Origin of the sequence: Pyxidicoccus trucidator (assembly GCF_010894435.1) — a bacterium.
Taxonomy (GTDB): Bacteria; Myxococcota; Myxococcia; order Myxococcales; family Myxococcaceae; genus Myxococcus; species Myxococcus trucidator.
The window spans coordinates 19,741-45,985 of the sequence record NZ_JAAIXZ010000022.1; the positions used below are offsets into that span (position 1 = coordinate 19,741).

General features: G+C 68.3%; 24 protein-coding genes and 1 pseudogene. 6 read left to right on the forward strand and 19 right to left on the reverse strand.

Translation table 11 applies throughout. The annotated features are described in order from the left end of the window. Positions 1-9: 9 nt before the first annotated feature. Both G4D85_RS40595 and G4D85_RS40600 read right to left on the reverse strand, forming a co-directional pair. Entirely contained in the window at positions 10-1,659 is a 1,650-nt protein-coding gene (locus G4D85_RS40595) for a class I tRNA ligase family protein (RefSeq protein WP_164019636.1), read from the reverse strand. 204 nt (positions 1,660-1,863) lie between these two features. Next, positions 1,864-3,615, reverse strand: a complete 1,752-nt coding sequence (locus tag G4D85_RS40600) for an alpha/beta fold hydrolase (protein ID WP_164019637.1) — start codon at positions 3,613-3,615, stop codon at positions 1,864-1,866. A gap of 441 nt (positions 3,616-4,056) precedes the next feature. Between G4D85_RS40600 and G4D85_RS40605 the strand changes: the two genes are divergently transcribed. Then, positions 4,057-4,848, forward strand: coding sequence for a VOC family protein (locus G4D85_RS40605; protein ID WP_164019638.1), 792 nt, complete (start codon positions 4,057-4,059; stop codon positions 4,846-4,848). Here G4D85_RS40605 and G4D85_RS40610 read toward each other — a convergent pair. The 9 genes and pseudogenes from G4D85_RS40610 to G4D85_RS40650 form a co-directional block, all read right to left on the reverse strand. After that, a complete protein-coding gene (locus tag G4D85_RS40610) occupies positions 4,825-5,676 on the reverse strand; it encodes a class I SAM-dependent methyltransferase (RefSeq protein ID WP_164019639.1) in 852 nt (283 codons plus the stop codon). The genes G4D85_RS40605 and G4D85_RS40610 overlap by 24 nt on opposite strands. Before the next feature lie 818 nt (positions 5,677-6,494). Continuing rightward, a pseudogene (locus G4D85_RS50915) lies at positions 6,495-6,876 on the reverse strand (pirin family protein). A 181-nt stretch (positions 6,877-7,057) separates the two neighbouring features. Next, positions 7,058-7,393, reverse strand: coding sequence for a hypothetical protein (locus G4D85_RS49055; protein ID WP_205525920.1), 336 nt, complete (start codon positions 7,391-7,393; stop codon positions 7,058-7,060). A gap of 72 nt (positions 7,394-7,465) precedes the next feature. Then, positions 7,466-7,858 carry a monovalent cation/H(+) antiporter subunit G gene (mnhG, locus tag G4D85_RS40625; RefSeq protein ID WP_164019640.1) on the reverse strand — a complete coding sequence of 131 codons (393 nt, stop codon included), beginning with the start codon at positions 7,856-7,858 and terminating at the stop codon, positions 7,466-7,468. Next, a complete protein-coding gene (locus G4D85_RS40630) occupies positions 7,855-8,133 on the reverse strand; it encodes a K+/H+ antiporter subunit F (protein ID WP_164019641.1) in 279 nt (92 codons plus the stop codon). Before G4D85_RS40630 ends, mnhG begins: the two co-directional genes overlap by 4 nt. Beyond that, positions 8,130-8,618, reverse strand: a complete 489-nt coding sequence (locus tag G4D85_RS40635; protein ID WP_164019642.1) for a Na+/H+ antiporter subunit E — start codon at positions 8,616-8,618, stop codon at positions 8,130-8,132. The genes G4D85_RS40630 and G4D85_RS40635 overlap by 4 nt, the downstream gene beginning before the upstream one ends. Beyond that, positions 8,615-10,255: a monovalent cation/H+ antiporter subunit D gene (locus G4D85_RS40640; protein WP_164019643.1), complete on the reverse strand. Its 1,641-nt coding sequence runs from the start codon at positions 10,253-10,255 to the stop codon at positions 8,615-8,617. The genes G4D85_RS40635 and G4D85_RS40640 overlap by 4 nt, the downstream gene beginning before the upstream one ends. Then, entirely contained in the window at positions 10,252-10,590 is a 339-nt protein-coding gene (locus G4D85_RS40645; RefSeq protein WP_164019644.1) for a Na+/H+ antiporter subunit C, read from the reverse strand. Before G4D85_RS40645 ends, G4D85_RS40640 begins: the two co-directional genes overlap by 4 nt. After that, entirely contained in the window at positions 10,590-13,481 is a 2,892-nt protein-coding gene (locus G4D85_RS40650) for a monovalent cation/H+ antiporter subunit A (RefSeq protein ID WP_164019645.1), read from the reverse strand. The genes G4D85_RS40645 and G4D85_RS40650 overlap by 1 nt, the downstream gene beginning before the upstream one ends. A 375-nt stretch (positions 13,482-13,856) precedes the next feature. On the opposite strand from G4D85_RS40650, the gene ygiD reads away from it, so the two are divergent. Beyond that, positions 13,857-14,651: a 4,5-DOPA-extradiol-dioxygenase gene (gene ygiD / locus G4D85_RS40655; RefSeq protein ID WP_164019646.1), complete on the forward strand. Its 795-nt coding sequence runs from the start codon at positions 13,857-13,859 to the stop codon at positions 14,649-14,651. A gap of 30 nt (positions 14,652-14,681) precedes the next feature. On the opposite strand, the gene G4D85_RS40660 is transcribed toward ygiD, so the two are convergent. Genes G4D85_RS40660 through G4D85_RS40670 form a run of 3 tightly spaced genes read right to left on the reverse strand, consistent with a single transcriptional unit; the run spans position 14,682 to position 16,705 of the window. Beyond that, positions 14,682-15,575, reverse strand: a complete 894-nt coding sequence (locus tag G4D85_RS40660) for a LysR family transcriptional regulator (protein WP_164019647.1) — start codon at positions 15,573-15,575, stop codon at positions 14,682-14,684. A 10-nt stretch (positions 15,576-15,585) separates the two neighbouring features. Beyond that, positions 15,586-16,065, reverse strand: a complete 480-nt coding sequence (locus tag G4D85_RS50630; protein WP_338052942.1) for a putative PEP-binding protein — start codon at positions 16,063-16,065, stop codon at positions 15,586-15,588. Further along, the gene (locus G4D85_RS40670) at positions 16,004-16,705 is read right to left on the reverse strand and encodes an MBL fold metallo-hydrolase (protein WP_164019648.1); all 702 of its coding nucleotides are present in this window, start codon (positions 16,703-16,705) and stop codon (positions 16,004-16,006) included. Before G4D85_RS40670 ends, G4D85_RS50630 begins: the two co-directional genes overlap by 62 nt. 160 nt (positions 16,706-16,865) lie before the next feature. On the opposite strand from G4D85_RS40670, the gene G4D85_RS40675 reads away from it, so the two are divergent. From G4D85_RS40675 to G4D85_RS40690, 4 genes are all read left to right on the forward strand, one after another. Next, complete coding sequence (locus G4D85_RS40675) at positions 16,866-17,291, forward strand: YeeE/YedE family protein (RefSeq protein ID WP_164019649.1); 426 nt, start codon at positions 16,866-16,868, stop codon at positions 17,289-17,291. A gap of 11 nt (positions 17,292-17,302) precedes the next feature. Beyond that, positions 17,303-17,722 (forward strand): DUF6691 family protein, encoded by a 420-nt coding sequence (locus G4D85_RS40680; RefSeq protein WP_164019650.1) that lies wholly within the window; start codon positions 17,303-17,305, stop codon positions 17,720-17,722. A 60-nt stretch (positions 17,723-17,782) separates the two neighbouring features. Beyond that, the gene (locus G4D85_RS40685) at positions 17,783-19,378 is read left to right on the forward strand and encodes an acyl-CoA carboxylase subunit beta (RefSeq protein ID WP_164019651.1); all 1,596 of its coding nucleotides are present in this window, start codon (positions 17,783-17,785) and stop codon (positions 19,376-19,378) included. 82 nt (positions 19,379-19,460) lie between these two features. Then, positions 19,461-20,648: a hypothetical protein gene (locus tag G4D85_RS40690; RefSeq protein ID WP_205525921.1), complete on the forward strand. Its 1,188-nt coding sequence runs from the start codon at positions 19,461-19,463 to the stop codon at positions 20,646-20,648. Positions 20,649-20,696: 48 nt separating this feature from the next. Here the strand turns inward: G4D85_RS40690 and G4D85_RS40695 are convergent, their stop codons facing one another. The 5 genes from G4D85_RS40695 to G4D85_RS40715 are packed head-to-tail and all read right to left on the reverse strand — an operon-like array spanning position 20,697 to position 26,243. After that, entirely contained in the window at positions 20,697-21,614 is a 918-nt protein-coding gene (locus G4D85_RS40695) for a transporter (protein WP_164019653.1), read from the reverse strand. A gap of 43 nt (positions 21,615-21,657) precedes the next feature. Continuing rightward, a complete protein-coding gene (locus G4D85_RS40700; RefSeq protein ID WP_164019654.1) occupies positions 21,658-22,746 on the reverse strand; it encodes a branched-chain amino acid ABC transporter permease in 1,089 nt (362 codons plus the stop codon). A gap of 19 nt (positions 22,747-22,765) precedes the next feature. Then, on the reverse strand, positions 22,766-23,659 hold the full coding sequence (locus G4D85_RS40705; protein WP_164019655.1) for a branched-chain amino acid ABC transporter permease: 894 nt from the start codon (positions 23,657-23,659) through the stop codon (positions 22,766-22,768). Next, the gene (locus tag G4D85_RS40710; RefSeq protein WP_164019656.1) at positions 23,656-25,476 is read right to left on the reverse strand and encodes an AMP-dependent synthetase/ligase; all 1,821 of its coding nucleotides are present in this window, start codon (positions 25,474-25,476) and stop codon (positions 23,656-23,658) included. The genes G4D85_RS40705 and G4D85_RS40710 overlap by 4 nt, the downstream gene beginning before the upstream one ends. Next, a complete protein-coding gene (locus tag G4D85_RS40715; RefSeq protein WP_164019657.1) occupies positions 25,473-26,243 on the reverse strand; it encodes an ABC transporter ATP-binding protein in 771 nt (256 codons plus the stop codon). The genes G4D85_RS40710 and G4D85_RS40715 overlap by 4 nt, the downstream gene beginning before the upstream one ends. Between the last annotated feature and the right edge of the window lie 2 nt (positions 26,244-26,245).

A 26,245-nucleotide genomic window follows, 5' to 3' on the forward strand; every position in this document is an offset into this window, starting at 1 on the left:
GTTTCACACCTATCTCCTCAGCGATGCGGGAAGACACGCATTCAGCTCGGCACGGGTCAGGGTCCGGTAGGTCCCGGTGCTCGCGGTCTCGGGCTTCACGACGCCCCGCTCGGACTGCTCCAGCGAGGGGGTGCCTGGCAGGCCCAGTGCGTGCCACACCCGCTGCGCCGCCTTGGGCAGGATGGGGTAGGCGAGGAGGGCGAAGCCGTACAGCCAGGCGGAGGCCGCATCCGCGGTGATGTGGAGTGCCGGGGTCCGTTGCAGCCAGCGCTCGACGCACGAGAACGCACCGGCGAGGTCGAAGGTCGCGGGGGTCAGGAAGGAGGACTGGATGCCGAGCTCGGTCTCCAGGTAGCGCATGACACCTGCGTCCCAGGCTGTCGCGCCGACAGCCATGCGGAGGGCCTCGTTCGTGACCGCAGCCATGCGGGCGCCGAGCTCGTTGTGGAACTGGAGGAACTCGTCGGCCCGGAACGTGAGGCGTCCGAACTCGGGGTTGCGCAGGCAGAGGTAGGCTCGCACGAGGTCCACCTCGGCGCCGCCGAGGGTGACGATGTCACCCGCCCAGATGACATGGCCCCGGCTGGTGGAGAACTTGCTCCCGTCGAGGTCATAGAAGTAGTTGACCAGGAAGTGGTCCATCGGCTTGTACATCTCCTGGCCGAGAGCGCAGCCAACGGCGCCGACCAGGAACGGCACGGTGTTGTCGATTCCGAACGAGAGGACGCACGTCACGTCCGAGTCCCGGGCCAGCGGGTTGCGGTCCGAGCCCGTGAGCTGCCGGTACCGCTCTCCCGCGACGAAGTGACAGCCAATCAGCAGCGCCGAATACGAGAAGATGGCCTGGCCCTTCGAGACCTCGGGATGCTCGAACGGGATTCCCCAGGGGCTGGGGACCGTCAAGCGGATGGAGGGGCCGTTCGCGTCGAGATACCGCCTGGCGATTTCGATGAAGTCACGGCGGACATGCGCCTGCTCCAGGTGCTCGAGGATGGCCGGCGAGCCCTTCCGCAGGTCCAGGAAGAGCGAGGAGCGGTCCTCGAAGCGCAGGGTGCCGGGGAAGTAGGCCGTGCCCGGGCTCCGCATCTGCGACGGCGAGAAGTGGCCGCCGCACGACTCGCAGAAGAAGCCGACGAGCGGCTGCTCACAGTAGAGACAGCGGCCCTTGAGCCAGCCGCTCACGATCGGGTCACCGACCCCCGGCCGCCACGCCCCCTCCGATGCCGGCGCGCCGCCCGTCTCCGCGAGGATGGGCAGTGGCTCGGAGCGGACCGCCGCGTTGCCGGCCCGGATGATGCCGTTCAGGAAGTCGCGGTTGACCGTCTCGTAGACACCGGCCCACTCACGGTCCAGCGGGTTGATCAGGTCGTCGTATTCGATGCCGAGCGCCGCCAGGTCTTGCGTGATCTGCTCATGGAAGCGGTTGGCGACCGTGGCCGGAGTCGAGCTCTCCACATAGGCCTTGATGAGGACGTGGGCCTCGTGCACGTCCGAGAGGGAGATCATCTTGACGTCGGCGCCCGCGCGTTGCAGGTGCCGGCGCAGGACGTCCATCTTCAGCAGCGGACCCGCGACATGGCCCAGGTGTGCACGGCCGTTCGGCACCAGGCACACCGGCGTGAGAAAGAACTTCCGACCGCGCAAACCAAGCTTATGCATGCAGACGCTCCCGGGCGGGCGTCACCCGCGATAGTTCGAGCTCTTCGCTCCACCGTGACGAATTCGTGGCTGCTCGCGTCGAAGCCTGGCGAGGTCAGCGCGCAGGCTCCGGCCGCCATGGGTCAGGGGCGCGCCATCGAGCAGGTGGCGCGCCGCCCGTCACGTCCCGCGGTCTCAGGTGCCCCTCACGCTGTTCGGGGGCGCTCACGGCCGGGCTCCACAGGAGGCAGTCTTTGGGGCAGCGGGCGCGGGCCGGTCCGAGGTCTGCTCACCGATGAAGCGGCCGATGATGGAGGCGAGCTCTCCCGGCCGGTCGTGCATGCAGTAGTGGGTAGCGCCTGGAAGCTCGAGGAAGCGCGCGTTGGGGAGGGTGTTCGCGACCCTCAGCCCGTGCCTGGACGAGACTATCCGGTCGAGCTCCGCGCCGATCACGAGGACTGGGGCCCGGATCTCGCGTACATCCGTCTCGATGGAGCACTTCCAGAACTCACGGATCTGCTTCGCGTACTGGAGGGTCGACTCGTTGGTGGTGTACGGCGCCATGATGTATGGCATGAGGCTTGGATCAATGCGCCCGAGGACTTCCGCTCCGAAGTCCGACCGCTGATCCGACTGGGTGCGCCCGGCGTTCAAGGAGTCGAGGATCGTGGTTCGCACAAGCGGGGCCATGCTTGGCGACCGGCTCAGCAGCTGGAAGACCTTCTCCAGCGCGCGCTCGTAGGTAGTGTCGAGGCTTGAATCACCGAAGGGACGGTAGTTCCCCGCGAGGAAGACCATCGACGCGACGCTGTGCGGATGTTCGAGGTAGTACCGCGCACACAGCTTTGGCCCGGTGCACCACCCGATGAGGTGCACCGGCCCGTCCGTCGCCTCGTCGATGATGGCCGCGAGCTCCTGGACATGGTCGTCGAGCATCGCGGTCTGGCCATCTTCGCGGAGGGACCTCAGCTGCCAGATGACCACGCGATGGTCCCGAGCCAGCTGGTCGATGAAGCGCAGCCAGTAGCCTCGGTCTTGCGCAATGGCGTTGACGATGACGACGTACGGGCCCGTCTCGCCGAAGACTTGAAAGGTCGTGCTCCCTCCGCGCGACACGCCAAGATGCGGCACCCCTGGGAGGCCGGTGAGGCGTGCCCGCTCGGCGTCGTGCGCGCCGGAGTGGTGGCGATGCCAGGCGGAGACGAGGTCCGCGAGCTCAGCGGAGGTGGCGACGTCCGCGACCTGGACGTGCCCCGCGGCTGCCGCGCCGGCTCCGGATTGCGCCGCGACAAGGGCGTTCCGGGCCGCTTCCGTCCTGAGCTCGAAGAGGCCATCTACAGCCGAGAGGGCGGACGGCGCGGCCCCGAGACGCAGGTCAACACCGTAGGCGCCGCCAATCAGCTCGCCCAGGCTGGGGGGGCCGCTGTTCGCGGAAGCCGTGATGCGGTATCGGCCGGGGGGGGCGGAGCGCAGCGCGAGAATCGCGTTTGCCGCGCTCGATGCGCTCAGAAAGCGCACGGTTGCTGGAAGCGTGCTCTGAAGCGCACGCTGTCCGAAGTAACCCGGCTCCCGGGAACGTACCTCCTGGAGCGTTTCGTCCAGGGCCTGGAGAAGAATGGAGAACGCATTCGGTGCGAGCGCGTCGGGCCCTGCCGCCACGGGCTCCAGCTCGAAGTGCCTGTAGGTGACTCCGGCACCGCGGGCGTGCTCGACAAGGTCGTCCCTGTCGTTCATGCCCAGATACGTCACGTGCCAGATTTCATCGAGCGAAGACCCACCCGGACCGGCGCGCAGGGGCGCGAGGCCCTCGTGTTGGACCTGAAGACGCTCACCCGGGTCGTGGCCAAGCAGGGAGATGAGCGCCGCCCGCGCTTCGGCGACCCGTGCGCGCGGGGCGGAGAGGTACACGTCTGTCAAATTGACGAGCCGCGCGGCGATACGAATTCCGACCGGGCAGGCCGACCTGACCCAGATCATATACCACCGAAAGCCATGCGGTGGCGGGCAATGCCCCCTGGGCTCTCTGCGATGAGCGAGTGGCTTACCGGGTCGAAAGATCCGGTGTCGCCAGTCGCGAAGGCAACCTTCAGCTTCCGTACCTCCTCACTCATCTTCTTCTCATTCTCTCTTTAGAGAAGCCCAGTGTCGTGGAGCAGTGATGCTGGAAATGTGCAGAATCTACAGACGGCGCAGCACGGTGCGTCAAAAGCAGTCGGGTGCCGTTTGCGATTGAGCGCAGGGTGCTTGAGTCCGTGAAATCTGCGCTCTCAGAAAGTCGCGTCTTTCTAAAGTAACCTATCAGACGTGTCAATAGCCGCTGGTGCAGCCCGTTCGGAGCCGGGCACGGGGTTCCGTTCTGACCTATGCCATTCTGCCCCTCAGGTGGCGCACGCTTGCGGTGGGGCCGAGACTCATGTGATGGGTTTCGAGGTTGCCCGCCGCGTTGTAATCTCACTACAACGCACGATGATCTTTAGACTCCACCATATCGGCATCACGGTCGAATCGCTCGCGACGGCGCATGGGCAGTTGAACCTCACCTATCAAGAGACACACGTCCAGCGCGACATCCCAACATTGGCCTGCCTGGATGAAGTCTCGATCATTCGTCAGCCCACCTTCGCCATCTCTTTGCACGCCAGGAAAGAGAGCCTGGACATCGAACTCATCGAGTACCCGGTCGTTACGCCGAAGCGCGGAGCCTTGATTCCCTGGGAGTTTGCTCCCGAGCACAGCATTGAGGCAGTCAAAGCGACCCTTCGGGAGCTTTCTCCGAAAGCGCGTCAAGGATTCTCATTTGGCGAACTGGTTTCACTGACGAATGGCTACCGGGCGCTGAACGCCGTGGTCGTCCCCGTGGAGGACATTGCCGCAGAGCACGCTTTCTGGGGGCGTCTTGGCTTCAAGAGCGTCCATGCTGATGAAGCTCTGGTCGTGCTGCGTCACGACCCATGCGTGCCCCCCGCCGGACCGCGATACATTCTTCTCTACGCCGTCCCCTATGCCGTTCCTCACTTCACCGACATGGCGGGCATTTCTGAGATTGCCCTTCTGTGCAGCTCGTGCGCGTCTGCATACAAACGCTTCCCCGAGGCCACGTTCCGAACGAGCATCAGTGAGGTGCGGATTGCGGGGCGCAGACTGAACATCGGCTATGTCCGCTCCCCGGCAGGCGTTCTGGTCGAGCTATTCGCCTTGGTGCTTTCCTGAGGGCTTCTTGGCAACGAACAGCGCCCAGCCGACGTTTCCGCGCTGCGCCATGTCGACCCAGAATGCGAGGCCGTCGAGGGTCCGCTTGACGAGCTCATCTCCCACCTGCTCGGTGAGTTCATTCTGATTTGCGATCGTCTGGGCTCGCGCGGCTGCATAACTTGCCGCCACGTGCTCTGACCAGTCTTCGATGCGGTGTAGCGTGAAACCTGCGGCGATCAGCTCCTGGGCGTAGCGGTTTACGTCCCACATTTCGGGAGTCCGAACGCGTGCGTAGAGCCGCTCGCGCTGATCTGCCGACAGCCCATGGTTCGCAAGTATGTCGGTGAAGTCAAAGACTCCTCCGGGCTTGAGCACACGGTACGCTTCGCGCAGGATGCGTGGCTTATCTGCTCCATACATCAGTGAGTCCTGGCTCCAGACAATGTCGAAAGCTTCCGCATCGAACGGGAGTTCATGAAAGTCGCCATGCACGTAGCTGATGCGGTCCCGTGCCTTGGACGTCTGTGTCTGGCGCTCGGCCTCGGCAATTTCCACTCGGCTCAGGTTCACTCCAACGACGCGGCAGCCGGAGTGCTCCGCAAGCTGACGAGCGGGTCCGCCGTAGCCGCTGCCCAAGTCCAACACCGAGGTACTCGCGTCCAGGCGAACAGCTGCCGCCATTCGTTCGGTAGTATGGATCATGGCGCGTTGCTGCGAGTCACCTGCCGCGCGTGGCAACCCCAGGTGCAGGTTCTCACCCCAGGTCGTCTTGTAGATGGTGTCCGCCGGGCCATCGTAAAATTCGCGCACGCGGGCGGTCGCCGCGTCTCGTGTCAGCTTGTCCATCTCAATTCTCCCTGTTGAAAAATTGCTTAGAAGTCCTAACAAGACCGCCTCACCGGTATTCCGCACCCATGAGCCTGTCGGCCCTATACCGGTTTTGCAGGGCTTTATATCGGTTCACTGCGGGTGATTCAATGGCCGCGTCGGCAACACCGATGCGGTAGCCGCTTGCTTCCACGACGCGCTGCCCAAACTCGGCGACACCCGCTTTCTGACCTCCATTTTCGACTGTGCCCGTCGTGCGGCTCAGCATCGACGCGCGGCTCGCACCCTCCGAGCAACTCGCGCTGGGCCAATGACCGAGACGCGATCTGCGTTGAGGTGAGTGGCATCGACCGCGGCTCGCTGTCGATGCACTCCGTGCTCTTCGGCTGAGAGTGAGTCCGGGCAGGGGATGTACCGTGTACAGGCCCCAGAAGCCCCGGGTGCACACCGGGCCGTCGTCGAAGACGTCGGGCTCCGAGGCCGACCCCAAGAGCCGCGAGTCGGAGCCAGCGGACGATGAGGTCCTGCGGCTCAAGGACAGGCGGCCAGCACGCCGCGGATGGCCTGCAGCAGTGCCTCGTCCGTCAGCGCCATCTTGGGGCCTCGCCGGGCTGAAGCAGGGGCTGCAGTCCGCCGGCGGGTCCGGTGCCGGTACACCGTGGCGCGAGACACGTGCCAGGTGGCCGTCACGAGCGCCAGTCCGTACGGATTGCCGCAGGAAGGCGAGAATCAGCCCGCCCACCATGTTGCCTGCTTGGTCATTGGGCGGAGCGGTACGGCGCACTGCCAACGGATCGTCCCGTAACCTACGGGTAGCACACGGGAGTGGGCTTGGGTCAGGCGAGGTCGAACAGCAGGGCCTCGGTCGGCACGGAGGCGGAGAGTATCAGCAGCGACTCGTCTGAGATGGCCACTCCGTCCCCTGTCTTCAACGCCACGCCGTTCATTCGTTGCACCTCGCCCGCGCAGCACCTTGCGTCCGCCCGCGCTGTCGCGGTGGGCAATCGCGCCGCTCAGCGGGTAGGTGATGATTTCCATGTCGCGGTGCGAGTGAGTGTCGAAGCCCTTGCCGGGCACCACGCGGTCCTCGTTGCTGACGCGCAGGGCTCGGCCCCCTGTTTTCGGGGGCGGGGTAGATCGCGAACGAGAACGTGTGGTGGGGGCCAGCCAGCCGTGGTTCGCATGGCCGCGTGCTTCGGAGGGTCGAATGTTCATCATGGCGAGTCCTTTCGGCAGAGCGTGTTGGGAGTGGCTCGCCCGTGTCGATGCTCATGATGTGGCCGACCCCCTTTGTCTATTGGCCGGTGACAATGAGAAGCATCGTTCTACCCATGGGACGGCCCTGGACCTACGACTCGGCGGGCCATGGTTCGCGCAGGTGCTCCACGAAGGCCATCACCTATCGAGGAGCCTCAGCCAGCGCGAGGTGGAGGTTGATCCGCTGACTCAGCTGCTCGCTCCGCATGCGCAAGAGCAGGACGCGCACGGAATCCGCGAGCAGGTTCGGCTGGAGCAACATGCGCAGATCGAATTGCCCGACGCGGTAGCACACCGGGTGGAGCGACTGGGTGTAGATGGCGGCGTGTCCGCGCGCTCCCGCCGGCAGGACCTGGGTCCCCTCCGCCTCCTCGACCTTGAGCTTGACGGCGTAGCGCCCGGGAGGTGCGGCTTGTGCCCCAGTCTCGGGCTGCGGAGCGCTGACGGCGAGGGCCAGACACCGGGGCACGGCGAGCATCTACGAGTGTCCCACCGTCCGCTGCCCGCCTGATCCCCCGGCTGCGAGGGAGGCAGGCGAGACGACGCGGCTTCAGTGTCCCGGGTCGACTCCGGCGGGCCCCCGCGTGGCGTCATCTACCGACGGGGGGTCCCCGGGCATCGGAATCTCCACGCCTCGCATGCGCGCCCTGAACACCGCGGCGCGCATCAGGAAGATGGTGGTGACCGGCGCGGTGAGCGCGATGAACACCCCGATGAGCAGCGAGTGGACGTAGAGCTGTCCGTGCTCGAAGGAGAGCTGCGCCACCGTCGCGAGCGTGAGGCTCCAGACGCCCAGCGTGGTCACCAGGGTGGGCGCGTGGACGCGCTGGAAGAAGGTGCGCAGGCGCAGCACTCCGAAGGAGCCGATGAGTGCCGCCAGCGCGCCGAGGACCACGAGCAGCGCGGTCAGTGCATCCACCCATGGAGGCGTCGTCCCGCTCATTCGATGACCTCCCCGCGCAGCAGGAACTTGGCCATCGCCGTCGAGCCCACGAAGCCGAAGAGGGCAATCAGGAGCGCCGCCTCGAAGTAGGAGCTGCTGCGGTAGATGAGCCCCAGCGTCAGGACGACCAGCATCGTGTTCATGTACAGGCAGTCGAACGCCACGACGCGGTCCTCCGCCCTGGGACCGAGAATCATCCGTGCCAGCGACAGCGCCATGGCCAGGGCGAGACAGCCCAGCGCGAAGGCCAGCGCCCAGGAGAGCAGGGGGCTCATTCGAAGATCTCCTTGAGCGGACGCTCGAAGCGCTGCTGGATGAGCGCCACCAGGTCCGCCTCGCTCTGGATGGCGAGCACGTGCAACAACAGGACGCGATTGTCCGCCGACAGCTGCGCCCAGGCCGTGCCCGGAGTGAAGGTGACAATCATCGCCAGCACGGCCAGGCCGTTCGGGTCCTTCAGCTCGAGCGGCACGAGGACGAAGCCGGAGCGGATGTTGCTCGAGCGCTGCGTGAGAATGGCCCGCGCCACCTGGCCGTTCGACCGCAACATCTCGAGGATGACCCGGCCGAGCAGGCGCACCATGACGAGGGGCTTGCGCAACCGCACCTGCGCGGGCCGGAGTCTGGCGGTCACCGCGGGCCAGAACACCGCCAGCACGGCGCCGAGCACCAGCGTCCCCGCACTCACCGACTGCATGAGCAATATCCAGAGCAGCAGCAGCGCCACCGACAGCACGGGGGAGGGCAGGAGCCGCCTCATCGCCTCACCTCCGTCGCCGTGGCCGGCAGCCGCACCGGCGCGCCGAGGACCGCGTCGATGTACCCATGGCGGTCATACAGGGACTGCGCCGTCGCGAGCGCGTACTCCATCACCGGCCCGGCCGCGAGCGTCAGCGCTCCGCACGCGGCGAGGAGCGCTACCACGGGCAGCCCTTCCGCCGCCCGGACCCGAGGCGCCTCGCGCTGCATGCCAGACCAGAAGGTCCGGATGCCCGTCCGCGTGAGCGCGATGAGGGTGAGCAGGCCGGAGCCCAACAGCACCCCGACGAACAGCCACGCGCGTGTGGGCACCGCCCCGCTGCCTTCACGCACCGCGAGCGCCGCCGACAACATGCCGAGCTTGCCGATGAAGGTCGGCAGCGGCGGCAGGCCGGAGACGAGCAGCGCGCACGCGACGAACGCCAGGCCCAACAGGGCGGTGGAGGCGGGGAACGGCACCGCGACGAGCGGCGCCTCCTCGTCGTCCAGGTTGACGTCCTGGGCTTCGAGCGTCGCGCTCAGGAACGGGGCTTCGTCCACGACAGTGGCCCCCGCGCGCCAGCGCTCGACGAGGTCCACGAGGAGGAAGAACGCGCTGGCCGCGAGCGTGGAGCCCGCCAGGTAGAACACCGCGCCACCGAGGACGGTCTGCTCACCCAGGCCCAGCGCCGCCAGGAGTGTCCCGGCGGAGACCACCACCCCCGCCGCGGCCTGGTCCGCCAGCCGATGCGTGGCGAGCATTCCCAGGGCCGCGAGCAGCGTGGTGATGCTTCCAAACGCGAGCAGCGCGTTCGCACCGAAGCCCGCCAGCGGCCCCCCGGCGAACATCAGCGTCCAGAGCCGCACCATCGCGTAGATGCCGACCTTCGTGAGGATGGCGAACACCGCGGCAACGGGGGGCGTCGCCGACGCGTAGGCGGGGACGAGCCAGAAGTTGAGCGGCCAGGCCGCCGCCTTGGCCATGAACGCCACCGCGAGGATGGCCGCTCCCGCGTCGATGAGGTGCCGATTGGGCACGGCCTCCCCGGACAGGCGCGCGGAGAGCTCCGCCATGTTGAGCGTCCCCGTGACGCCATAAATCATCGACACGCCGATGAGGAAGAGCGACGAGGCGGCGAGGTTGACGGCCACGTAGTGCACTCCCGCGCGGACCCGTGGCTTTCCGGAGCCATGCAACAGCAGGCCATACGAGGCGGCGAGCAGGATTTCGAAGAAGACGAAGAGGTTGAAGACGTCCGCCGTGAGGAACGCGCCGGACAGCCCCATGAGCTGCAGCTGGAACATGGGGTGGAAGTGAACGCCCGCGCGGTGCCAGCGCGCCGAGGCGAAGGAGAGGGCACACGTCCCCAGCGTCCACGTCAGCACCAGCATCGCGGCCGAGAGGCGGTCCACCGCGAGGGCAATCCCGAAGGGCGCGCGCCAGTTGCCGGGCAGGTAGGCAACGACGCCGTTTTCCTCCACCCACACGAGCAAAATGACCGAGACGGCGAGTCCCAGGAGCGCGGAGACCATTCCCATCAGCAGCTTGGCGGGGCGCCGCCCCTCGCCCAGGAGGAGCTGCGCCGCCGCGGTCAGCATGGGCAGGAGGATGGGCGCCACCAGCAGGTGGGGCATCAGGCCTTGGATGAGCGCGCTCATGGCTCGGTACCGTCCACGTGGTCCGTCCCCGTCATCCCCCGCGAGGCGAGGATGATGACCAGGAGGAGCGCCGTCATCGCGAAGCTGATGACGATGGCCGTCAGCACGAGCGCCTGCGGCACCGGGTCGGTGTAGTGCTCGAGGTTCGGCGGGACGCCGTCGACGAGGATGGGCTCCTTGTCGATGGCCAGGCCGCCAATGCTGAAGATGAAGAGGTTGACCGCGTAGGCCAGGAGCGACAGGCCGATGACCAGCTGGAACGTGCGGGGCCGCAGCAGGAGCCAGACGCCGGAGCCCGTCAGGATGCCGATGGCGATAGCGAGCACCGTCTCCATCACTCACCTCCCGTGGCCCGGTGGGCGCGAATCGACTGGTGCGCGAGCGCCACGAGGATGAACAGCGTGGAGCCGAGCACGAGGCAGAACACTCCCAGGTCGAAGAACGTCGCGCTTCCGAGGTGGACTTCGCCCAGCACCGGCGCCTTCACATGGAAGGTGTGCGAGGTGAGCAGCGGGTAGCCCACCACGAAGGACCCCACGGCCGTGCCGAGCACCAACAGGAGGCCGACGGCGATCAGCGTGCGCGGCGCGAGCCGCAGTCGCTCCTCGACCCACTCGGTTCCGGACACGAGGTACTGCAGCAGGAAGCCCACCGACATCACCAGCCCCGCGACGAAGCCGCCGCCTGGCGCGTTGTGCCCACGCACGAAGAAGAACGCCGCCACGACTCCCGACACGGGCAGGAGCAGCCGGATCAGCACCGCGGGGACCATCAGGTACCCCACGGCGGTGTCTCGCGCCTGGCGCGGGTTCACCAGGTCCGTCTGAAGGTCCGCCGGGAGCACCTGCTGCTGCGGTGGAAGCGTCATCACCTCGGTCGCTGGCCGGAAGCGGCGCAGGAGCGCATAGACGGTGAGCGCGACGAGCGCCAGCACCACGCCTTCCCCGAAGGTGTCGAACCCGCGGAAGTCCACCAGCATCACGTTCACCACGTTCCGCCCGCCTCCGCCGCTCAGCGCGTGTTGGAGGAAGAAGGAGGTGCGCTCGGGGAAGTCTCGCGTCATCACCGCGTAGGCCAGAATCGCCATGCCTCCACCGGCGCCCACCGCCACGGCGAAGTCGCGGACGCGCCGGACCCTGGCTGTCCTCAAGGTGTGCTTGTCGTAGACGCCTCGGGCCGGCTCTCTCGGCGGCAGCCACCGGAGCCCGAGCAGGATGAGCAACGTCGTCACCACTTCAACGGTGAGCTGGGTGAGCGCGAGGTCCGGCGCGGAGAACCAGATGAACGTGACACAGCTCACCGCGCCCGCGGTCCCCGAGAGCATCAGCGCGGCGAGCCGGTGGAACTTGGCCTGCCAGGCAGCTCCCACCGCCGCGACGCCGCCGACCGCCCACAGCGCGACGAACGTCGGCGAGAGGGGCACCTGCGGACGCTCCCCGGTGCCGATGTTGCCCCACAGCGTCAGTCCGCCCACGAGCAGGGTGACCACCACCATCGCCAGCAGCTGCTGCTGGAGTCCCGCGGTGAGCAGCCAGTGGCGGGTCCACCCGCTCGCCGCGGTGAGCCGCGCCAGCAGGACCGTGAAGATCCTCGCCCCTCCGAACCTCTTCACCCGGCGTTCGCCGCGGCGCACCCGTCCTGCCTCCCGCCGCCGAAGCCCCAGGTACAGCAGGCCGCCGCCGCAGAGCGCCAGCGCGCTCATGAGGAGCGGAGGCGTGAACCCATGCCAAAGCTTGAGGCTGTACGACGGAAGCGGTCCGCCCACGACCTGCAGGGAGGCGGCCTCGAGGACGGGGCCGATGGACACGGCGGGTGCGATGCCCACCACGAGGCAGATGAGGACCAGCACCTCGACGGGGACGCGCATCCACTTGGGCGGCTCCTCCGGGACGCGCGGAGTGTCCCGGGCGCTCGCGGGCCCGAAGAACACCTTCGCAGAGAATCGGAGCGAGTAGGCGACGCTCCCCACGCCCGCCAGGGTCGCCGCGATTGGCAGGCCCCACTGGACGAGGGGAATGGCGTCGATGAAGACGGTCTCCGCGAAGAACATCTCCTTCGACAAGAAGCCATTGAGCAGCGGGACTCCCGCCATGGCCGCCGTGGCGACGACCGCGAGCGTCCCGGTGATGGGCATCAGGCGGAAGAGCCCGGACAGCCTCTGGATGTCTCGCGTCCCCGTCTCATGGTCGATGATGCCCACCGCCATGAACAGCGACGCCTTGAACGTCGCATGGTTCATGAGGTGGAACACCGCCGCCACCGCGGCGAGCGGGCTGTTGAGCCCGAGCAGCAGCACCACCAACCCCAGGTGCGAGATGGTGGAGTAGGCGAGCAGCCCCTTCAGGTCGCGCTGGAACAGCGCCGCCCACGCGCCGAACAGCAGCGTGACGAGCCCCGCGGACCCGACGAGCCAGAACCAGGTCTCCGTTCCCGACAGCGCCGGCCACAGCCGCGCCAGCAGGAACACGCCCAGCTTCACCATGGTCGCCGAGTGCAGATACGCCGACACCGGCGTCGGCGCCGCCATCGCGTTCGGGAGCCAGAAGTGGAAGGGGAACTGGGCGCTCTTGGTGAACGCGCCCATGAGGATGAGCACCAACGCCACCGGGTAGAGGGAGTGCTCCTTGAGCTCCCGCGCGCGCCCGAGGACGACGTCCAGCTCGTAGCTGCCCGCCATCTGGCCGAGCACGAGCAGCCCCGCGATGAGACACAGGCCGCCCATCCCGGTGACGGTGAGGGCCATCCGGGCCCCGCGCTGGGCGTCCTTGCGCTGGTTCCAATAGCCGATGAGCAGGAACGAGAAGAGGGAGGTCAGCTCCCAGAAGAAGGCCAGCTGCAGCAGGTTCCCCGAGAGGACCACGCCCAGCATCGAGCCCATGAAGGCCAGGAGGAAGGCGAAGAACCTCGGCGCGGAGTCCGACGCCGAGAGGTAGTACCGCGCGTACAGCATCACCAGCGCGCCGATGCCGAGCACGAGCACGCAGAAGGTCCACGAGAGGCCGTCGAGCCGCAGCACGAGGTCGAGCCCCAGGGAGGGCACCCACGCGACGCGTTCGACGAGCAGACCTCCCTCCCGGACCTCCGGGAAGTGGAGCGCCACCCCCACGAGCCCCGCCACGGCCGCGAGGCCCCCGAGCGCCGCCGCGCGGTTCCGGGCACTCGTGGGCAGCAGCGCCGCGATGGCACCGGCGACCAGGGGAATGACCAGCAAGGCAAGTAGCGGCATCGTTCGGAAGAGCACTCAGGAGAGAGGGAGGGAGAGAGGCCCTCGTCGCTCCCGGTCTTACGGGAACTGTCGGAGCCTCGGCCATGTCATGTCGTGCCGAATGAACGGCGACGGCAATAGGTGTTGAGTGTGCAGCACATGGCGTGGCGTGGCAACCGTTACGGCCCGCTGTTCCATGGGGGGAACAGTGATTTGCTCGGAGGGGCTCTAGTGGAACGACGGCCCGCCGCGCATGCTTTGTCCATGTCCTCGTATCGACCTGATCGACGCAGCGTGCTCAAGGCCGCCGCACTCGGCGTCGCTACGGCCTTGCCATTGCCGGGCTGCCGCGACGCGGCTCGTGCCGAGCGTCCGTCCCAGGAGGGAACGTCCCCCATGTCCCAGACTTCCGAACCCCGCCTGCCGGCGCTCTTCATCGGGCACGGCTCCCCGATGAACGCCATCGAGGACAACACCTGGACCCAGGGCTTCCATGCGCTCGCCAGCCAGCTTCCCAAGCCCAGGGCCATCCTCTCCATCTCCGCCCACTGGTTCCTTCCCGGCACCTTCCTCACCGGGAATGAGCGGCCGCCCACCATCCACGACTTCGGCGGCTTTCCTCGCCCGCTCTACGAGATGCAGTACCCGGCCCCCGGCAGCGTGGAGCTCGCGCAGCGGGTGGTGAAGCTCCTCGGGGCCTCTCGCGCGTCGGTCCAGAACGACTGGGGCCTGGACCACGGCACGTGGACCGTGCTCCACCACCTGCGTCCCAAGGCGGATGTGCCCGTCGTGCAGCTCAGCATCGACGCGCGCCTCGCACCCTCCGAGCACCTGGCGCTGGGGCGCGCGCTCGCGGGGCTGCGGGACGAGGGCGTGCTGGTCATGGGCAGCGGCAACGTGACGCACAACCTGCGGCACGCCTTCACGAGCATGCGCTCCGGTGATGTCACCACCCCGCCGTGGGCCGAGAGCTTCGACCAGGACGTGGCCAGGGCCTTCGAACAGCACGACGGCGCCTTCCTGGCGCGCGTCATCGAGACCGACGCCGGTCGGCTGTCGCACCCGAGCCTCGACCACTTCCTGCCGCTGCTGTACGTCGCGGGCGCCGCCAATGACCGCGATGCGGTGCGCTTCCCGGTGAGCGGCTTCGACCTCGGCTCGCTGTCGATGCGCTCCGTGCTCCTCGGCTGAGCTCCCGGCCGGAAATGGCACCGTCCCCGCTCAGCCTCCGGCGGGGGCGGCCGAGAGCGGCCGGCCCTTGATGAACTCCAGCAGGAAGTCGCGGAAGGCCGACACCTTTCTCGGGACGTGCTGGGTCCTCGGGTACAGCATCACGAGTGACGTCGACGCGTGCGCGAAGCGGGGCAGCACGCGGACGAGCTGCCCGGACGTCACCTCCGCCTGGGCCAGGAACATGGGGAGGATGGCGATTCCCGCGCCAGCCTTCACGGCCTCGCGAAGAAACAACATGTCGTCGGCGAGCACGCGCGCGTTCTTCTCCGCGAGGCCCAGCTCCTTGAGGTACTCGAGCCCCCGGAACGCGACGAGGTCATGGGAGGCCAGGTCCTCGGGCGCGCGAGGCGTCCCCCGGCGTGCGAGGTACGTCGGCGACGCGAAGAGCTGCACCTCCAGTGGACCGAGCTTCCGGACCCTCAGCGACGAATCCGCCAGCAGCTTTCTCGATGCGCGGAGCGCGAGGTCGAACCCCTCCGCCACCAGGTCCACGTTGCGGTTCGTGAGGCGGCAGTCGACGCGCACCGAGGGATAGCGCAGGGTGAAGCGCGCGATGACCTCGGGCAGGAACGTGGCCCCCATGTCATGCGGCGCGGTGAGGCGGAGCTCTCCCGAAGGCGCCTCCTCCTGCTCGGGCAGCGTGTCCACGGCTTCCTTCAGCGAGGCGAGCAGTGGCGCCGCCCGCTCGTATAGCGCCGCGCCGGCGGTGCTCAGGGCCACGTGGCGCGTCGTGCGGTGGAGCAGCTGGGCCCTCAACGAGGCCTCGAGGCTGGCCACGCCCCTGCTCACGGACGACTTGGGCATGCCGAGCCTGCGCGCCGCCTCCGAGAAGCTGCCGGTCTCCGCGACGGTCACGAAGAGTCCGAGGAGGTTCAAGTCCATGGTTCCAACACTATACCCGCGCGGCCTCCAGCAGCAGCCGTCGCTCCGCCGCCGCGATGACCCTCCGGGTCGCCCCCGCGGCCCCCGGGTCCACCGAGATGGAGGTGATGCCCGCGCGCACGAGGTGCTCGGCGAACTCGGGGTGGTTGGACGGCGCCTGGCCGCAGAAGGACGAGGTGATGCCGGCCTCACGGCTGGCGCGGATGATGTGGATGATGGCACCTCCGCCATCACCCAGCGCTCCAGCCCCGCTGGCGCCCCAGCGGGCTCCGGTCCATCGCCTCCAGGCATGCCTCCAGCTCCCACTTCGTGCGGAATCACCCCCGAGCGCGCCGAGTCCACCATCTCCTGCACCACCACGGCGAGGGAGGGCTCCTCCGAGAGCCCCTGGCTTTCGGTACGCCAGCGCCGCGCCATGAGGCCGGTGCTCAGCCTCTTTGCGGTGAGGGCGCCGTGTGCCCGCAAGCGCGGTTGGCCGGGACGGCGATATCCATCTTCTGGGGCTTCGGAAGGTGGAGGCTCTCCATGATGTGGATGAACTCCTCCCGGCTCTTGCCCGCCACGCGCGGGTTGTGTCGCTTCTCCTCGGAGATGCTCGTCACCGTGCGGCCCTGGTAGTCGTGGGTGGGGTAGACAAGCGTCTCGTCCGGCAGGCTGAAGAGGACGCGGGTGATGGAGTCGTGGAGCTGGCCCGCGTTCCCGTTCTGGAAGTCGGTGCGGCCGTTGCCTCGCACGAGCAGGGCATCCCCGGTGAAGACGCGGTCGCCGAGCAGGTAGCTGACGCTGTCGTCCGTGTGTCCCGGGGTGGCGAGCACCTGGAAGACGAGCTGCCCGACGCGCAGCTCGTCCCCGTGGCGCACGTGGACGTTGGCGCAGGCGGCACCGTCGACTCCTCCCACCACCTTGCACCCGGTGCGCTCACGCAACAGGCCCGACGCGGTGACGTGGTCGGCGTGTACGTGGGTGTCGAGGACATGGGTGAGGGTGAGGTCCAGCTCGCTCACCAGTTGAAGGTCGCGGTCGGCCTGCTCCAGCACGGGGTCGATGAGCACGGCCTGACGCGTGGCTTCATCACCGAGGAGATAGGTGTAGGTCGAGGACTCGGCATCGAAGAGCTGGCGGAAGATCATGTTGAGGCCTCCTGACCGTGAGAGCGGGGGAGCGGAAAGAAGGATTCAGGGCGGGTAGGGCAGCCAGGGGAGCAGGGGACCTGTTCTTCTTCCGGGAAGCAATCTGCCTCACTCGCGGCTACCGTGAATCCTTTTTCGCGGAGCCTGGCTCTAACTGGACATGACTTCCCCCATCCTATTTTCCCTTCTGGGTGGAGCGCTCATCGGACTGAGCGCTTCCCTCCTGCTGCTGGCCAATGGCCGGGTGGCCGGCATCAGCGGCGTCGTGGGCTCGCTGCTGGCTCCGGTGCGCGGTGACATCGCCTGGCGTGTCATCTTCCTTGGCGGGCTGCTCGCGGGCGGTCTGCTGCTGGCATGGCTGCTCCCAGGTTCCTTCGCGGCTCCTGCGTCACTGAGTGGGGGCGGAGTCGCGCTACTGGTGGCGGCCGGACTGCTGGTGGGATTCGGCTCTCGGCTGGGCAGCGGCTGCACCAGCGGGCATGGCATCTGCGGCATCAGCCGAGGCTCCACGCGCTCCATCGTGGCCACGCTTACCTTCGTGGCCACCGGCGTCCTCACCGTCTTCCTGGTCCGCCACATCTTCTAGGGAGAGTTCCCGTGCGTTCCCTCATCAGCGCGTTCCTCAGCGGTCTCATCTTCGCCCTCGGTCTGGGCATCAGCGGCATGACGGACCCCGCCAACGTCCTCGGCTTCCTCGACGTCGCGGGCGACTGGGACTTCCGCCTCCTGTTCGTGATGGTCGGCGCCATCGCCGTGCACGCGGCACTGCGACCTCTCATCCACAGGCGCGAGCGGCCCCTGTTCGCCGCGAAGTTCCCATCCTTCGCAGCCAGCCAGGTGGACTCGAAGCTCCTCGCGGGCGCGGCCCTCTTCGGCGTGGGCTGGGGGCTTGGCGGGTACTGCCCCGGTCCCGCGCTCACCGCGCTCTCCAGCGGCGCGCCGCAGGTGCTCGTGTTCGCGTCCGCGATGCTCGCCGGCATGTACCTGGCCCAGGTGCTGCCAGCTCGGAAACAGTGACTCAAGTCGAGAGGTCTTGGGTCGCCGTCCCTCGTCGACTTGACGTAAGAACTCAGGGACATGAGCGACAGCAATGACGACGGCCGGAGGTCCCCTCCGGGTGAGGTCCGCCCCGAGCTCGCGGAGCTCCGACAGCGCCTCGAGGCCACGACGGACGCGGGCCGTCCGGACGCGGTGGCCCGGCGGCGCAAGACGGGCCAGCGCACCACGCGGGAGAACATCGCGGACCTCGTCGACCCGGGGAGCTTCGCGGAGTACGGGGGGCTCGCGCTCGCGGCGCAGCGCTCGACGCGCTCCCTCGAGGACCTCGTCCGCGCCAGCCCCGCCGATGGCATCGTCTGCGGGCTGGGCACCGTCAACCGCGCGCTCTTCGACGACGAGCGCGCTCGCACCATGGTCCTGGCCTACGACTACACGGTCTTCGCCGGCACCCAGGGGCTCGTAGGACACCGGAAGCTCGACCGCATGCTCGGGCTCGCGGCGCAGTGGCGCGTGCCCGTCGTCTTCTTCGCGGAGGGGGGCGGCGGACGCCCGAACGACACGGACACGCACACCGTCTCGGGGCTGGACACGCCCAGCTTCCTCTCCTTCGCCGCGCTGTCGGGGCTGGTGCCGCGCGTCGGCATCGTCTCCGGGCGGTGCTTCGCCGGCAATGCGGCGCTGCTGGGGAGCTGCGACGTCATCATCGCGACGGACGACAGCAACATCGGCATGGGCGGACCGGCGATGATTCAAGGCGGCGGGCTCGGCACCTTCGCCCCGGAGGAGATTGGCCCCGCGGACGTGCAGACGCGCAACGGTGTCATCGACGTGCGCGTGCGCGACGAAGTGGAGGCCGTGGCCGTCGCGAAGAAGTACCTCTCCTACTTCCAGGGCCCCGTCGCGCCAGGGGCGTGTGTCGCGCAGGAGCCGCTGCGCGACGCCCTGCCCACGAATCGCCGCCGCGCCTACAAGGTCCGGCCCATCATCGAGACGCTGGCGGACACCGGGTCCGTGCTGGAGCTGCGCAAGGACTTCGGGCGCAGCCTGGTCACGGCGCTGGTGCGAATCGAGGGACAGCCGTTCGGGCTCATCGCGAACGACACCTTCCACCTGGGCGGCGCCATCGACTCGAACGCCGCGGACAAGGCCGCGCGCTTCTTCCAGCTCTGCGACGCGTTCGGGCTCCCGCTCGTCTCGCTGTGCGACACGCCCGGGTTCATGGTGGGGCCGCCGGCCGAGCAGACGGCCCTGGTGCGCCACGTGTCGCGCATGTTCGTGGGGGCCGCGAGCCTGTCCGTCCCGTACTTCACTGTCGTCCTGCGGCGGGGCTACGGGCTCGGCGCGCAGGCCATGGCCGGCGGGCACTTCCACGCGCCCGTGTTCAACGTGTCGTGGCCCACGGGCGAGTTCGGAGGGATGAACCTGGAGGGGGCCGTCCGCATCGGGATGCGCAAGCAGCTCGAGGCCGTCGAAGACCCGGTGGCCCGGGAGGAGCTGGCCCAGGCGATGATTGCCGAGGCGCACCAGCGCGGCACCGCCATCAACATGGCGTCGCTGCTGGAACTGGACGCGGTCATCGACCCCGCGGAGACGCGCTCCTGGATTCTCCGGGGCTTGCGGTCCGTGCCCAAGACTGCCCGTGAGGGACGGCGCAGGTTCATCGACACCTGGTAGGCGAGCGGCGCGGCGGGGCAGGGGCATCTGGACCGTGGGCGTGGCAAGCTCCGCCGGAATGCCGCGCCCCTATCGAATGGCCTTGTTCCTTGTCGTGCTCCTCGGTGCCTGCCAGCAACGGGGCACGGTTCCCGAGCGGCTGGATGGCCTGTATTTCGCGGACCGTGGCGTCTTCGATACGAATTCCGCGCCGAAGCTGCTGCTGCTGGAGCAGGGACTCTTCGAGCTGCTCCAGGGCACGGAGCTGTCGCTGCGCGGCACCTTTGAAGCGCGCGATGGCCTCTTGAGACTGAAGCCTGTCGGTGGCGGGACAGCAACGACACTCGAAACAACCTACGCGGTGGTGGACGGCCGCCTGCTCCTGGGCGTGTTGCGGCAGGTGGGTGACGCGCGGCACCGTTGGACCTCGGCCGCGCTCCCCTCGAAGCTCCTGGGCCACGAGCGGATGGTGCCAACCCAACCGGAGGCCTTCCGCATCGACTGGGACCTGCGCGAAGGGGAGTGGCGCTTCACCTCTGGTGCTCGCCAGGTGGTGCTGAACGGGGTGGCGCGCCTCGAACACCCGAAGCTTGGGGGCCGCTTGTTCGTCCCCGTCTTCCGCAGCCCGGCTCAACGTGGGGGAGGGGATGATCCCGCCAGGATGCTCGTGGATCATCAACGGGTTGTTGGCCATGCGCTGGGCACGCAGTCCCTCTTCGGATTGGAGCCAGCCTCCGCTGCGCCCCTGGTCTGGGACGGCGCGCAGGTTCGTTCACGGAATGGCGGCGCCGGCTCCGGGATGAAGCCGGCGGAGCTGGTGCTCCGCATCCTGTCCGAGAGTGCAGGGACCTCCTACGAGCGCCGGGGCGAGGTCGTGGTGACGCCGTGGACGGTGGACCTCGGGCCCGTGGGGCTGCTTCCCGTTCGCGCCGATCCTTCGAAGCTCGCGGGCACCTACGTGAATGGAGACAAGGAGTTCATCGTCTCAGCGCAGCCTCCGTCCCCAAGCCCCCAGGCGGAGATGTACGCCATGATCGGCCAATACCATCCTGAGCGGGAGGTGACGTGTCACTACGCACCCGATGCACGCGGCCTCGTGACCTGGACGCTGGGGGGCGATCACATGATGGGGCACTGGGACAAGGCAACGAGGATGTTCTGCTTCGTGCTCGCGGATGGCCGTGTCGTCCGCTACCGCTCCTCGGGAGGATGCGGCGGCATGGCGCCCCCGGCCCTGGACGTGTTCGAGCGCCGCACCAGCCCGCGGAAAGAAGAAGGCCGGCCACCGTGAGGCAGCCGGCCCTTCACCTGTGCTCGGGAGGAGACGTCCCGGCGCGGCCTAGAAGAACACGTGCGTGAAGCGGGCGCCGACGAACTGGCTCTTCGTCATGCCCTCCGACACGTCGATGTCGGGCTGGAACTGGAGCATGATCGTCGAGGCCTTCTCGAGGCGGATGCCCATCGACAGGCGCAGCGCCTGCACCGTCTGCCGGGGGGAGATTTCCAGCTCGCCCGCGGGCGACGCGAGGGTGCGCTTGCCGGCCGCGTCGATGTAGTAGCCCACGCTCGTGAAGAAGGTGGCGGACAGGTCCATGGCGCCGGTGAGGATGCCGCCGAAGGAGGGCGCCTGGCTCAGCGGCAGCTTCGCGAGCTCCGTCCCCACGGGCACCAGGAACTCATCGTTGTCCCCGTGGATGGCCACGTTCGCCATCGCCTCCAGCGTGAAGGCCTTCATGAAGCGCTGGCCGACGACGAGCTGCGGACGCACCGTCACGCGGTTGCTGCCGATGTTCAGGAAGCGGTCGCTGTCGTACTTGCCCGTCGGCAGGGTGACGTACGGCGTGAAGGCGAACCACGTGTGCGTGTGGGTCTCCGCGTTCTGGACCAGCCCGTAGCCAATCGTCGGGATGTAGGTGATGTCGCCCACGCCCGAGGCCCGGAGCGCCGTCTTGGGCGCGGCCGGGGACGCCGGGTTGGCCTGGAACACCGTGACGTCCACCACCGGCAGGCTCACGTCGAAGGGCACGACGACCAGGTCGCCGAACTTCAGGACGTACGTGGCGCGGAAGGCCGCTTGAAGCTGGGCGAAGTCCCGCTCGCCCGAAGCTGAGACGTGACGCAGGTAGGTGTTCGCGATGATTCCCCGGTGCGGAACGAAGAAGCCCGCCTCGTAGTCCCGGGCGTCGGCCTGCTGGGCCCGGGCATTGGAAGCCGACACGAGCGACACGAACAAGACTGCGAGCAACGCGCGATTCATGGTGACTCTCCTCTGCGGGGTAAACGTCGTCTGTTGCGTGGCCTCAGTAGCGGAAGGGCCACGCCTGGAAGTACCGCCTGACTCGAAGCCACACGCCGAACAGCCCCATCGGCTCGAGCACGAGCACGAGCACCACGATGACGGACAGGAGCACCGTCGACTGCTGCGCGGAGGTGAGCTGGTTGATGAGCGGAACGGAGTGCCCCACCGAATCGGCGAGGGGACTCAGGAAGGTGAAGGCAAGCGCGCCGCTGACGGCGCCAAAGACGGTGCCCACCCCGCCCAGGACAATCATGGCGATGAACTGGATGGACAGGTTCAGGTCGAAGGGCGGCTCGACGGTGATGTATTGCTGCTGGAACGCGAACATCGCCCCGGCGATGCCGGCCAGGAACGAGGACACCCCGAAGGCCTGGAGCTTGGCCTGCGTCGTGGCGACGCCGAGCACCTCCGCCGCGAGGTCCTGATCTCGCACCGCCATCATCGCCCGGCCGCTGTTGGAGCGCTGCACGTTCTTGGTCAGCCACACCGTGCCGGCCGCCAGCAGCAGGAAGATGAAGTACAGCTTCCGCTCGAAGCCGAGGACCACGGGCCCCAGCATCCACGTGTCGCCCACCGCCGCCGCCGGGCCCGCCTCACCGCGGAACCACCAGTACATGGGGACGGACGTGCCGCTCAGCCCGTTCGTCACGTCCGGGTACGCGAGCAGCACGTGCTGCGTCAGGAACACCAGCCCCAGCGTGACGATGGCCAGGTACAGGCCCTTGAGCCGGAGCGCGAAGGCGCCGATGACCACCCCCACGAAGGCGGAGACCCCGCCCGCCAGGGGAAGCGCGAGCCAGAAGGGCCACCCCAGCTTCGTGCCCAGCACGGCGACGGTGTACGCGCCCAGCGCGAGGAAGGCCGCGTGCCCCAGGCTCACCTGGCCCGCGAAGCCCGTGAGCACCATCAGCGCGGCGGCGCCGACGATGGCCACCAGTCCCAGGTTGCCGACACTGAGCCAGCGCGTGCTGGCGAGCCAGGGGTAGCTCAGGGCGATGGCCAGCGCCAGCACCGCGCCGGCCTTGTGCCACAGGCCGGGCAGCACCTTCAGGTCGTCCTCGTACCGAATCACCAATGGGCGGGTTGGCATGATGTCGTCTCGCGGGGGTTCAGACCCGACGCACCTCGTGCTCGCCCCAGAGGCCGCGCGGCCTCAACACGAGGAAGAGGATCATCGCCGCGTAGGGGAAGACGGCGTGGAAGTTGTGCCCGAAGGCGCCCAGGTGCGGGTTGACGTAGGCCTGGGACAGCACCTCCAGCAGCCCCAGCATGAACGCGGCCACCACCGCGCCCACCACCGACTCGAGCCCGCCGACGATGATGGCCGGGAAGGCGCGCAGCGCCACGTAGCCCAGGTTCGAGTCCACCGAGCGGGGGAACATCCCCAGGAAGATGCCGGCCACCGCGGCGGTGGCTCCGGCCAGGAACCAGGTGAAGGCCAGCACCCGGCCCACCGGGATGCCCAGCGCCAGCGAGACTTCCTGGCTCTCGCTCGCCGCGCGCATCGCCATGCCCAGCGGCGTGCGCTGCACCAGCGCGTGCAGCAGGACGAGCACGGCCGTCGTCGCGCCCAGCGACACCAGCGAGGACATGAGCACCGAGGCGCCGCCCAGCTGCACCTCCGCCATGGCGTCCCAGGGCGTGGGCATGCCGCGCGTGTCCGTGCCGAAGGCGATGACGATGGCCGCGCGCAAGAGCAGCCCGAGGAACAGCGTCAGGATGATGGTGGTGAAGACGGGGCGGCCCACCATGCGCCGCAGCACCGTCCGCTCCAGGAGCGCGGCCAGCCCCCCGGTGAGACAGGCGGCGGCGAGGAGCGCGAGCCACCAGGGCAGCACGTCCACCAGCGCCGTCATGAGGAATGCGCCGAGGCTCAGCAGCTCGCCATGCGCGAAGTTGAAGAGCCGCGAGGCCCGGTACACCACCGAGAAGCCCAGGGCGATGAGCGCGTAGCTCGCCCCCAGCGCCAGTCCGGAGATGCTCAGCTGGAGCAGCTGCGTCATTCGCGTGTCCTCGCGTACATCTCTTCGACCAGTTGGGAGTGCAGCTCGAGTACCGCCTTGCGCCGGACCTTCAGGGACGCCGTCACCTCGCCCGCGTCCTGCGTCATCTCCCGCGCCAGGAGCCGGAAGGTGCGCACCTGCTCCACGCGGGCGAGCCCGTCGTTGGCGCGGGCGACTTCTTCCTCGATGAGCTTCACGACCTCGCGCTGCGTGGTGAGGTCCGTGTACGAGGTGAAGGCAATCTTGCGGCGCAGGGCCCAGTCCGCCACCGTGTCCGGGTCTATCTGGATGAGCGCCGTGACGAACGCGCGCCGGTCGCCGATGGCCACCGCTTCCTTGATGTAGGGGCTGTTCTTCAGCGCGTTCTGGATGCGCTCGGGCGACAGGTTCTTCCCGCCGGAGGTGATGAGGATTTCGCGCTTGCGCCCGGTGATTCGCAGGTACCCGTCGGCGTCGATTTCACCGATGTCGCCGGTGTGCAGCCAGCCGTCCTCGCGGCGCACCTCGGCCGTGGCGTCCGGCCGGTTCAGGTAGCCGAGGAAGACGTTGGAGCCGCGCACCAGCACCTCGCCGTCCTCCGCGAGCTGGCACTCCACGCCCGGCACCGTGCGCCCGACGGTGCCCAGGCGGGTGGCGCCAGGGACGTTGAGGTGGCTGGTGCCGGCGCTCTCCGTCTGGCCGTAGCCCTCGAAGATGCGGACGCCCACGCTGTCGAACCAGGCGAGCAGCTCCGGGGAGATGGGCGCCGCGCCGGAGATGGGGAAGCGGCAGCGGCGCAGCCCCAGTCGCTCCTGGAGCGGCCGGTAGATGAGCAGGTCCCCGACGAACCACACCAGCCCGTCCCACCAGCGGCGCTGGCCGTTGCGCTCGCGCTCGCGAATCTGCCCGCCGAGCCTGGTGAAGGTGTTGAAGAGGGTGCGCTTGAGCCACGAGGCGTCGCGCATCTTCACCGTCACGCTCGCGTGCATCTTCTCCCAGATGCGCGGCACCCCGAGGAACACGGTGGGGGAGACCTCGGCGACGTCCGTCTGCACCGTCTCCAAGGCCTCGCCGAAGTGGACCTTCCCGCCCACGACGAGCGGCAGCAGCAGGCTGAACAGCTTCTCCGCCACGTGGCACAGGGGCAGGTACGAGACGACGCTGTCCTCGGGGCCCAGGCCGAGCTGCTCCACGAAGGTGGCCGAGCCCTGGAGCATGTTGCGGCTGGACACCAGCGCGCCCTTGGGCGAGCCGGTGGTGCCCGAGGTGTAGATGACCATCGCCGCGTCATCCGGGTTGCGCTGCGCGAGCTGCTCCCGGAGCCAGGACGGCTCGCGCTCGGCCAGCGCGCGCCCCTTCTCCATGAACTGCTCCCACGTGCGGAGCCGCGAGTCCTGGACGCCGCGCAGGCCGCGCGGCTCGATGACGAGGACGTGCTCGACGGAGGGCGTCTCGGAGGCCACCGTCGCGACCTTGTCGTACTGCTCCTGGTCCTCGCAGAGGACGACCTTGCAGCGGGCGTCGTTCAGGATGTACGCGACGTCCCCGGGCGGGTTCGTCTGGTAGATGCCGACCGTGCGCGCGCCCAGCACCTGCGTGCCCAGGTCCGCGAACAGCCACTCCGGCCGGTTGTCGCTGAGGATGGCGACCGAGTCTCCGGCGCGGACGCCCAGCTCCCACAGCATCCTCGCGACGTGGCTGACGCGCTCCAGGTACTCGCGGAAGGACAGCTCCCGCCAGATGCCCAGCCGCTTCTCGCGGATGGCGACGGCGTTGGGGCGCTCCTCCGCGTGCTTCCAGAGCTGGCCCGGCAGGCTCATGGGGAGGGCGGCGCTCATGCCGCCACCGTCCCGCCGACGTAGGCGCTCAGCACTCGGGTGTCATGGCGGAGCGTCGACGGCGGGCCGTTCGCGATGACGCGGCCGCGGTCCAGCACCGTCACCTGCGTGGCGAGGTCCATCACGAACCGGAGCTCGTGGCCGATGAGGACCTGCGTCACCCCGAGTTCGTGCCGGAGGTCGAGCAGGGCGTTGGCCATGTCCTCGGTCTCCTCCTGGTTGAGGCCGGCGGTGGGCTCGTCCAGCAGCAGCAGCTTGGGCTCCATGCAGAGCGCGCGGCCCAATTCCACCCGCTTGCGGATGCCGTAGGGCAGCACCGCGACGGGCATCCACCGGAAGTGCTCCAGGTTGAGGAAGTCGATGACCTCCTCGGCCTTCTCGCGGTGGCGGATCTCCTCGGCGCGCGCCTTGCGGGTCCAGAACAGGTTGGCCAGCAGCCCCGCCTGGTAGCGCTGGTGGCGGCCCAGGAGGAGGTTCTCCAGCACGGTGAGGTGCTCGAACAGCGCCAGGTTCTGGAACATGCGCGACACGCCGAGGCGGGCAATCTCCGTGGGCTCGACGCCCGCCAGGTCCTTGCCCTCCAGCCGCACCCGGCCCTCCATGTGCCGGTGGATGCCGCTGATGCAGTTGAAGAGGCTGCTCTTCCCGGCCCCGTTGGGGCCAATCACGGCATGCAGCGCGCCCGCTTCGATGGTGAAGGAGACACCATCCAGCGCGCGCACTCCGGAGAAGGAGAGGCCTACGTTGTCGAGCTCGAGCAGTGCCATGC

Coding starts and splice junctions, on each gene's coding strand:
- G4D85_RS40705 (WP_164019655.1), bottom strand. CDS start 23,659: ATGACGCAGCTGCTCCAGCTGAGCATCTCCGGACTGGCGCTGGGGGCG.
- G4D85_RS40670 (WP_164019648.1), bottom strand. CDS start 16,705: ATGATCTTCCGCCAGCTCTTCGATGCCGAGTCCTCGACCTACACCTAT.
- G4D85_RS40595 (WP_164019636.1), bottom strand. CDS start 1,659: ATGCATAAGCTTGGTTTGCGCGGTCGGAAGTTCTTTCTCACGCCGGTG.
- ygiD (WP_164019646.1), top strand. CDS start 13,857: ATGTCCCAGACTTCCGAACCCCGCCTGCCGGCGCTCTTCATCGGGCAC.
- G4D85_RS40645 (WP_164019644.1), bottom strand. CDS start 10,590: ATGGAGACGGTGCTCGCTATCGCCATCGGCATCCTGACGGGCTCCGGC.
- G4D85_RS49055 (WP_205525920.1), bottom strand. CDS start 7,393: ATGCTCGCCGTGCCCCGGTGTCTGGCCCTCGCCGTCAGCGCTCCGCAG.
- G4D85_RS40660 (WP_164019647.1), bottom strand. CDS start 15,575: ATGGACTTGAACCTCCTCGGACTCTTCGTGACCGTCGCGGAGACCGGC.
- G4D85_RS40675 (WP_164019649.1), top strand. CDS start 16,866: ATGACTTCCCCCATCCTATTTTCCCTTCTGGGTGGAGCGCTCATCGGA.
- G4D85_RS40600 (WP_164019637.1), bottom strand. CDS start 3,615: ATGATCTGGGTCAGGTCGGCCTGCCCGGTCGGAATTCGTATCGCCGCG.
- G4D85_RS40685 (WP_164019651.1), top strand. CDS start 17,783: ATGAGCGACAGCAATGACGACGGCCGGAGGTCCCCTCCGGGTGAGGTC.
- G4D85_RS40650 (WP_164019645.1), bottom strand. CDS start 13,481: ATGCCGCTACTTGCCTTGCTGGTCATTCCCCTGGTCGCCGGTGCCATC.
- G4D85_RS40605 (WP_164019638.1), top strand. CDS start 4,057: ATGGGTTTCGAGGTTGCCCGCCGCGTTGTAATCTCACTACAACGCACG.
- G4D85_RS40630 (WP_164019641.1), bottom strand. CDS start 8,133: ATGAGCCCCCTGCTCTCCTGGGCGCTGGCCTTCGCGCTGGGCTGTCTC.
- G4D85_RS40610 (WP_164019639.1), bottom strand. CDS start 5,676: ATGGACAAGCTGACACGAGACGCGGCGACCGCCCGCGTGCGCGAATTT.
- G4D85_RS40635 (WP_164019642.1), bottom strand. CDS start 8,618: ATGAGGCGGCTCCTGCCCTCCCCCGTGCTGTCGGTGGCGCTGCTGCTG.
- mnhG (WP_164019640.1), bottom strand. CDS start 7,858: ATGAGCGGGACGACGCCTCCATGGGTGGATGCACTGACCGCGCTGCTC.
- G4D85_RS40695 (WP_164019653.1), bottom strand. CDS start 21,614: ATGAATCGCGCGTTGCTCGCAGTCTTGTTCGTGTCGCTCGTGTCGGCT.
- G4D85_RS40715 (WP_164019657.1), bottom strand. CDS start 26,243: ATGGCACTGCTCGAGCTCGACAACGTAGGCCTCTCCTTCTCCGGAGTG.
- G4D85_RS40640 (WP_164019643.1), bottom strand. CDS start 10,255: ATGAGCGCGCTCATCCAAGGCCTGATGCCCCACCTGCTGGTGGCGCCC.
- G4D85_RS40700 (WP_164019654.1), bottom strand. CDS start 22,746: ATGCCAACCCGCCCATTGGTGATTCGGTACGAGGACGACCTGAAGGTG.
- G4D85_RS40710 (WP_164019656.1), bottom strand. CDS start 25,476: ATGAGCGCCGCCCTCCCCATGAGCCTGCCGGGCCAGCTCTGGAAGCAC.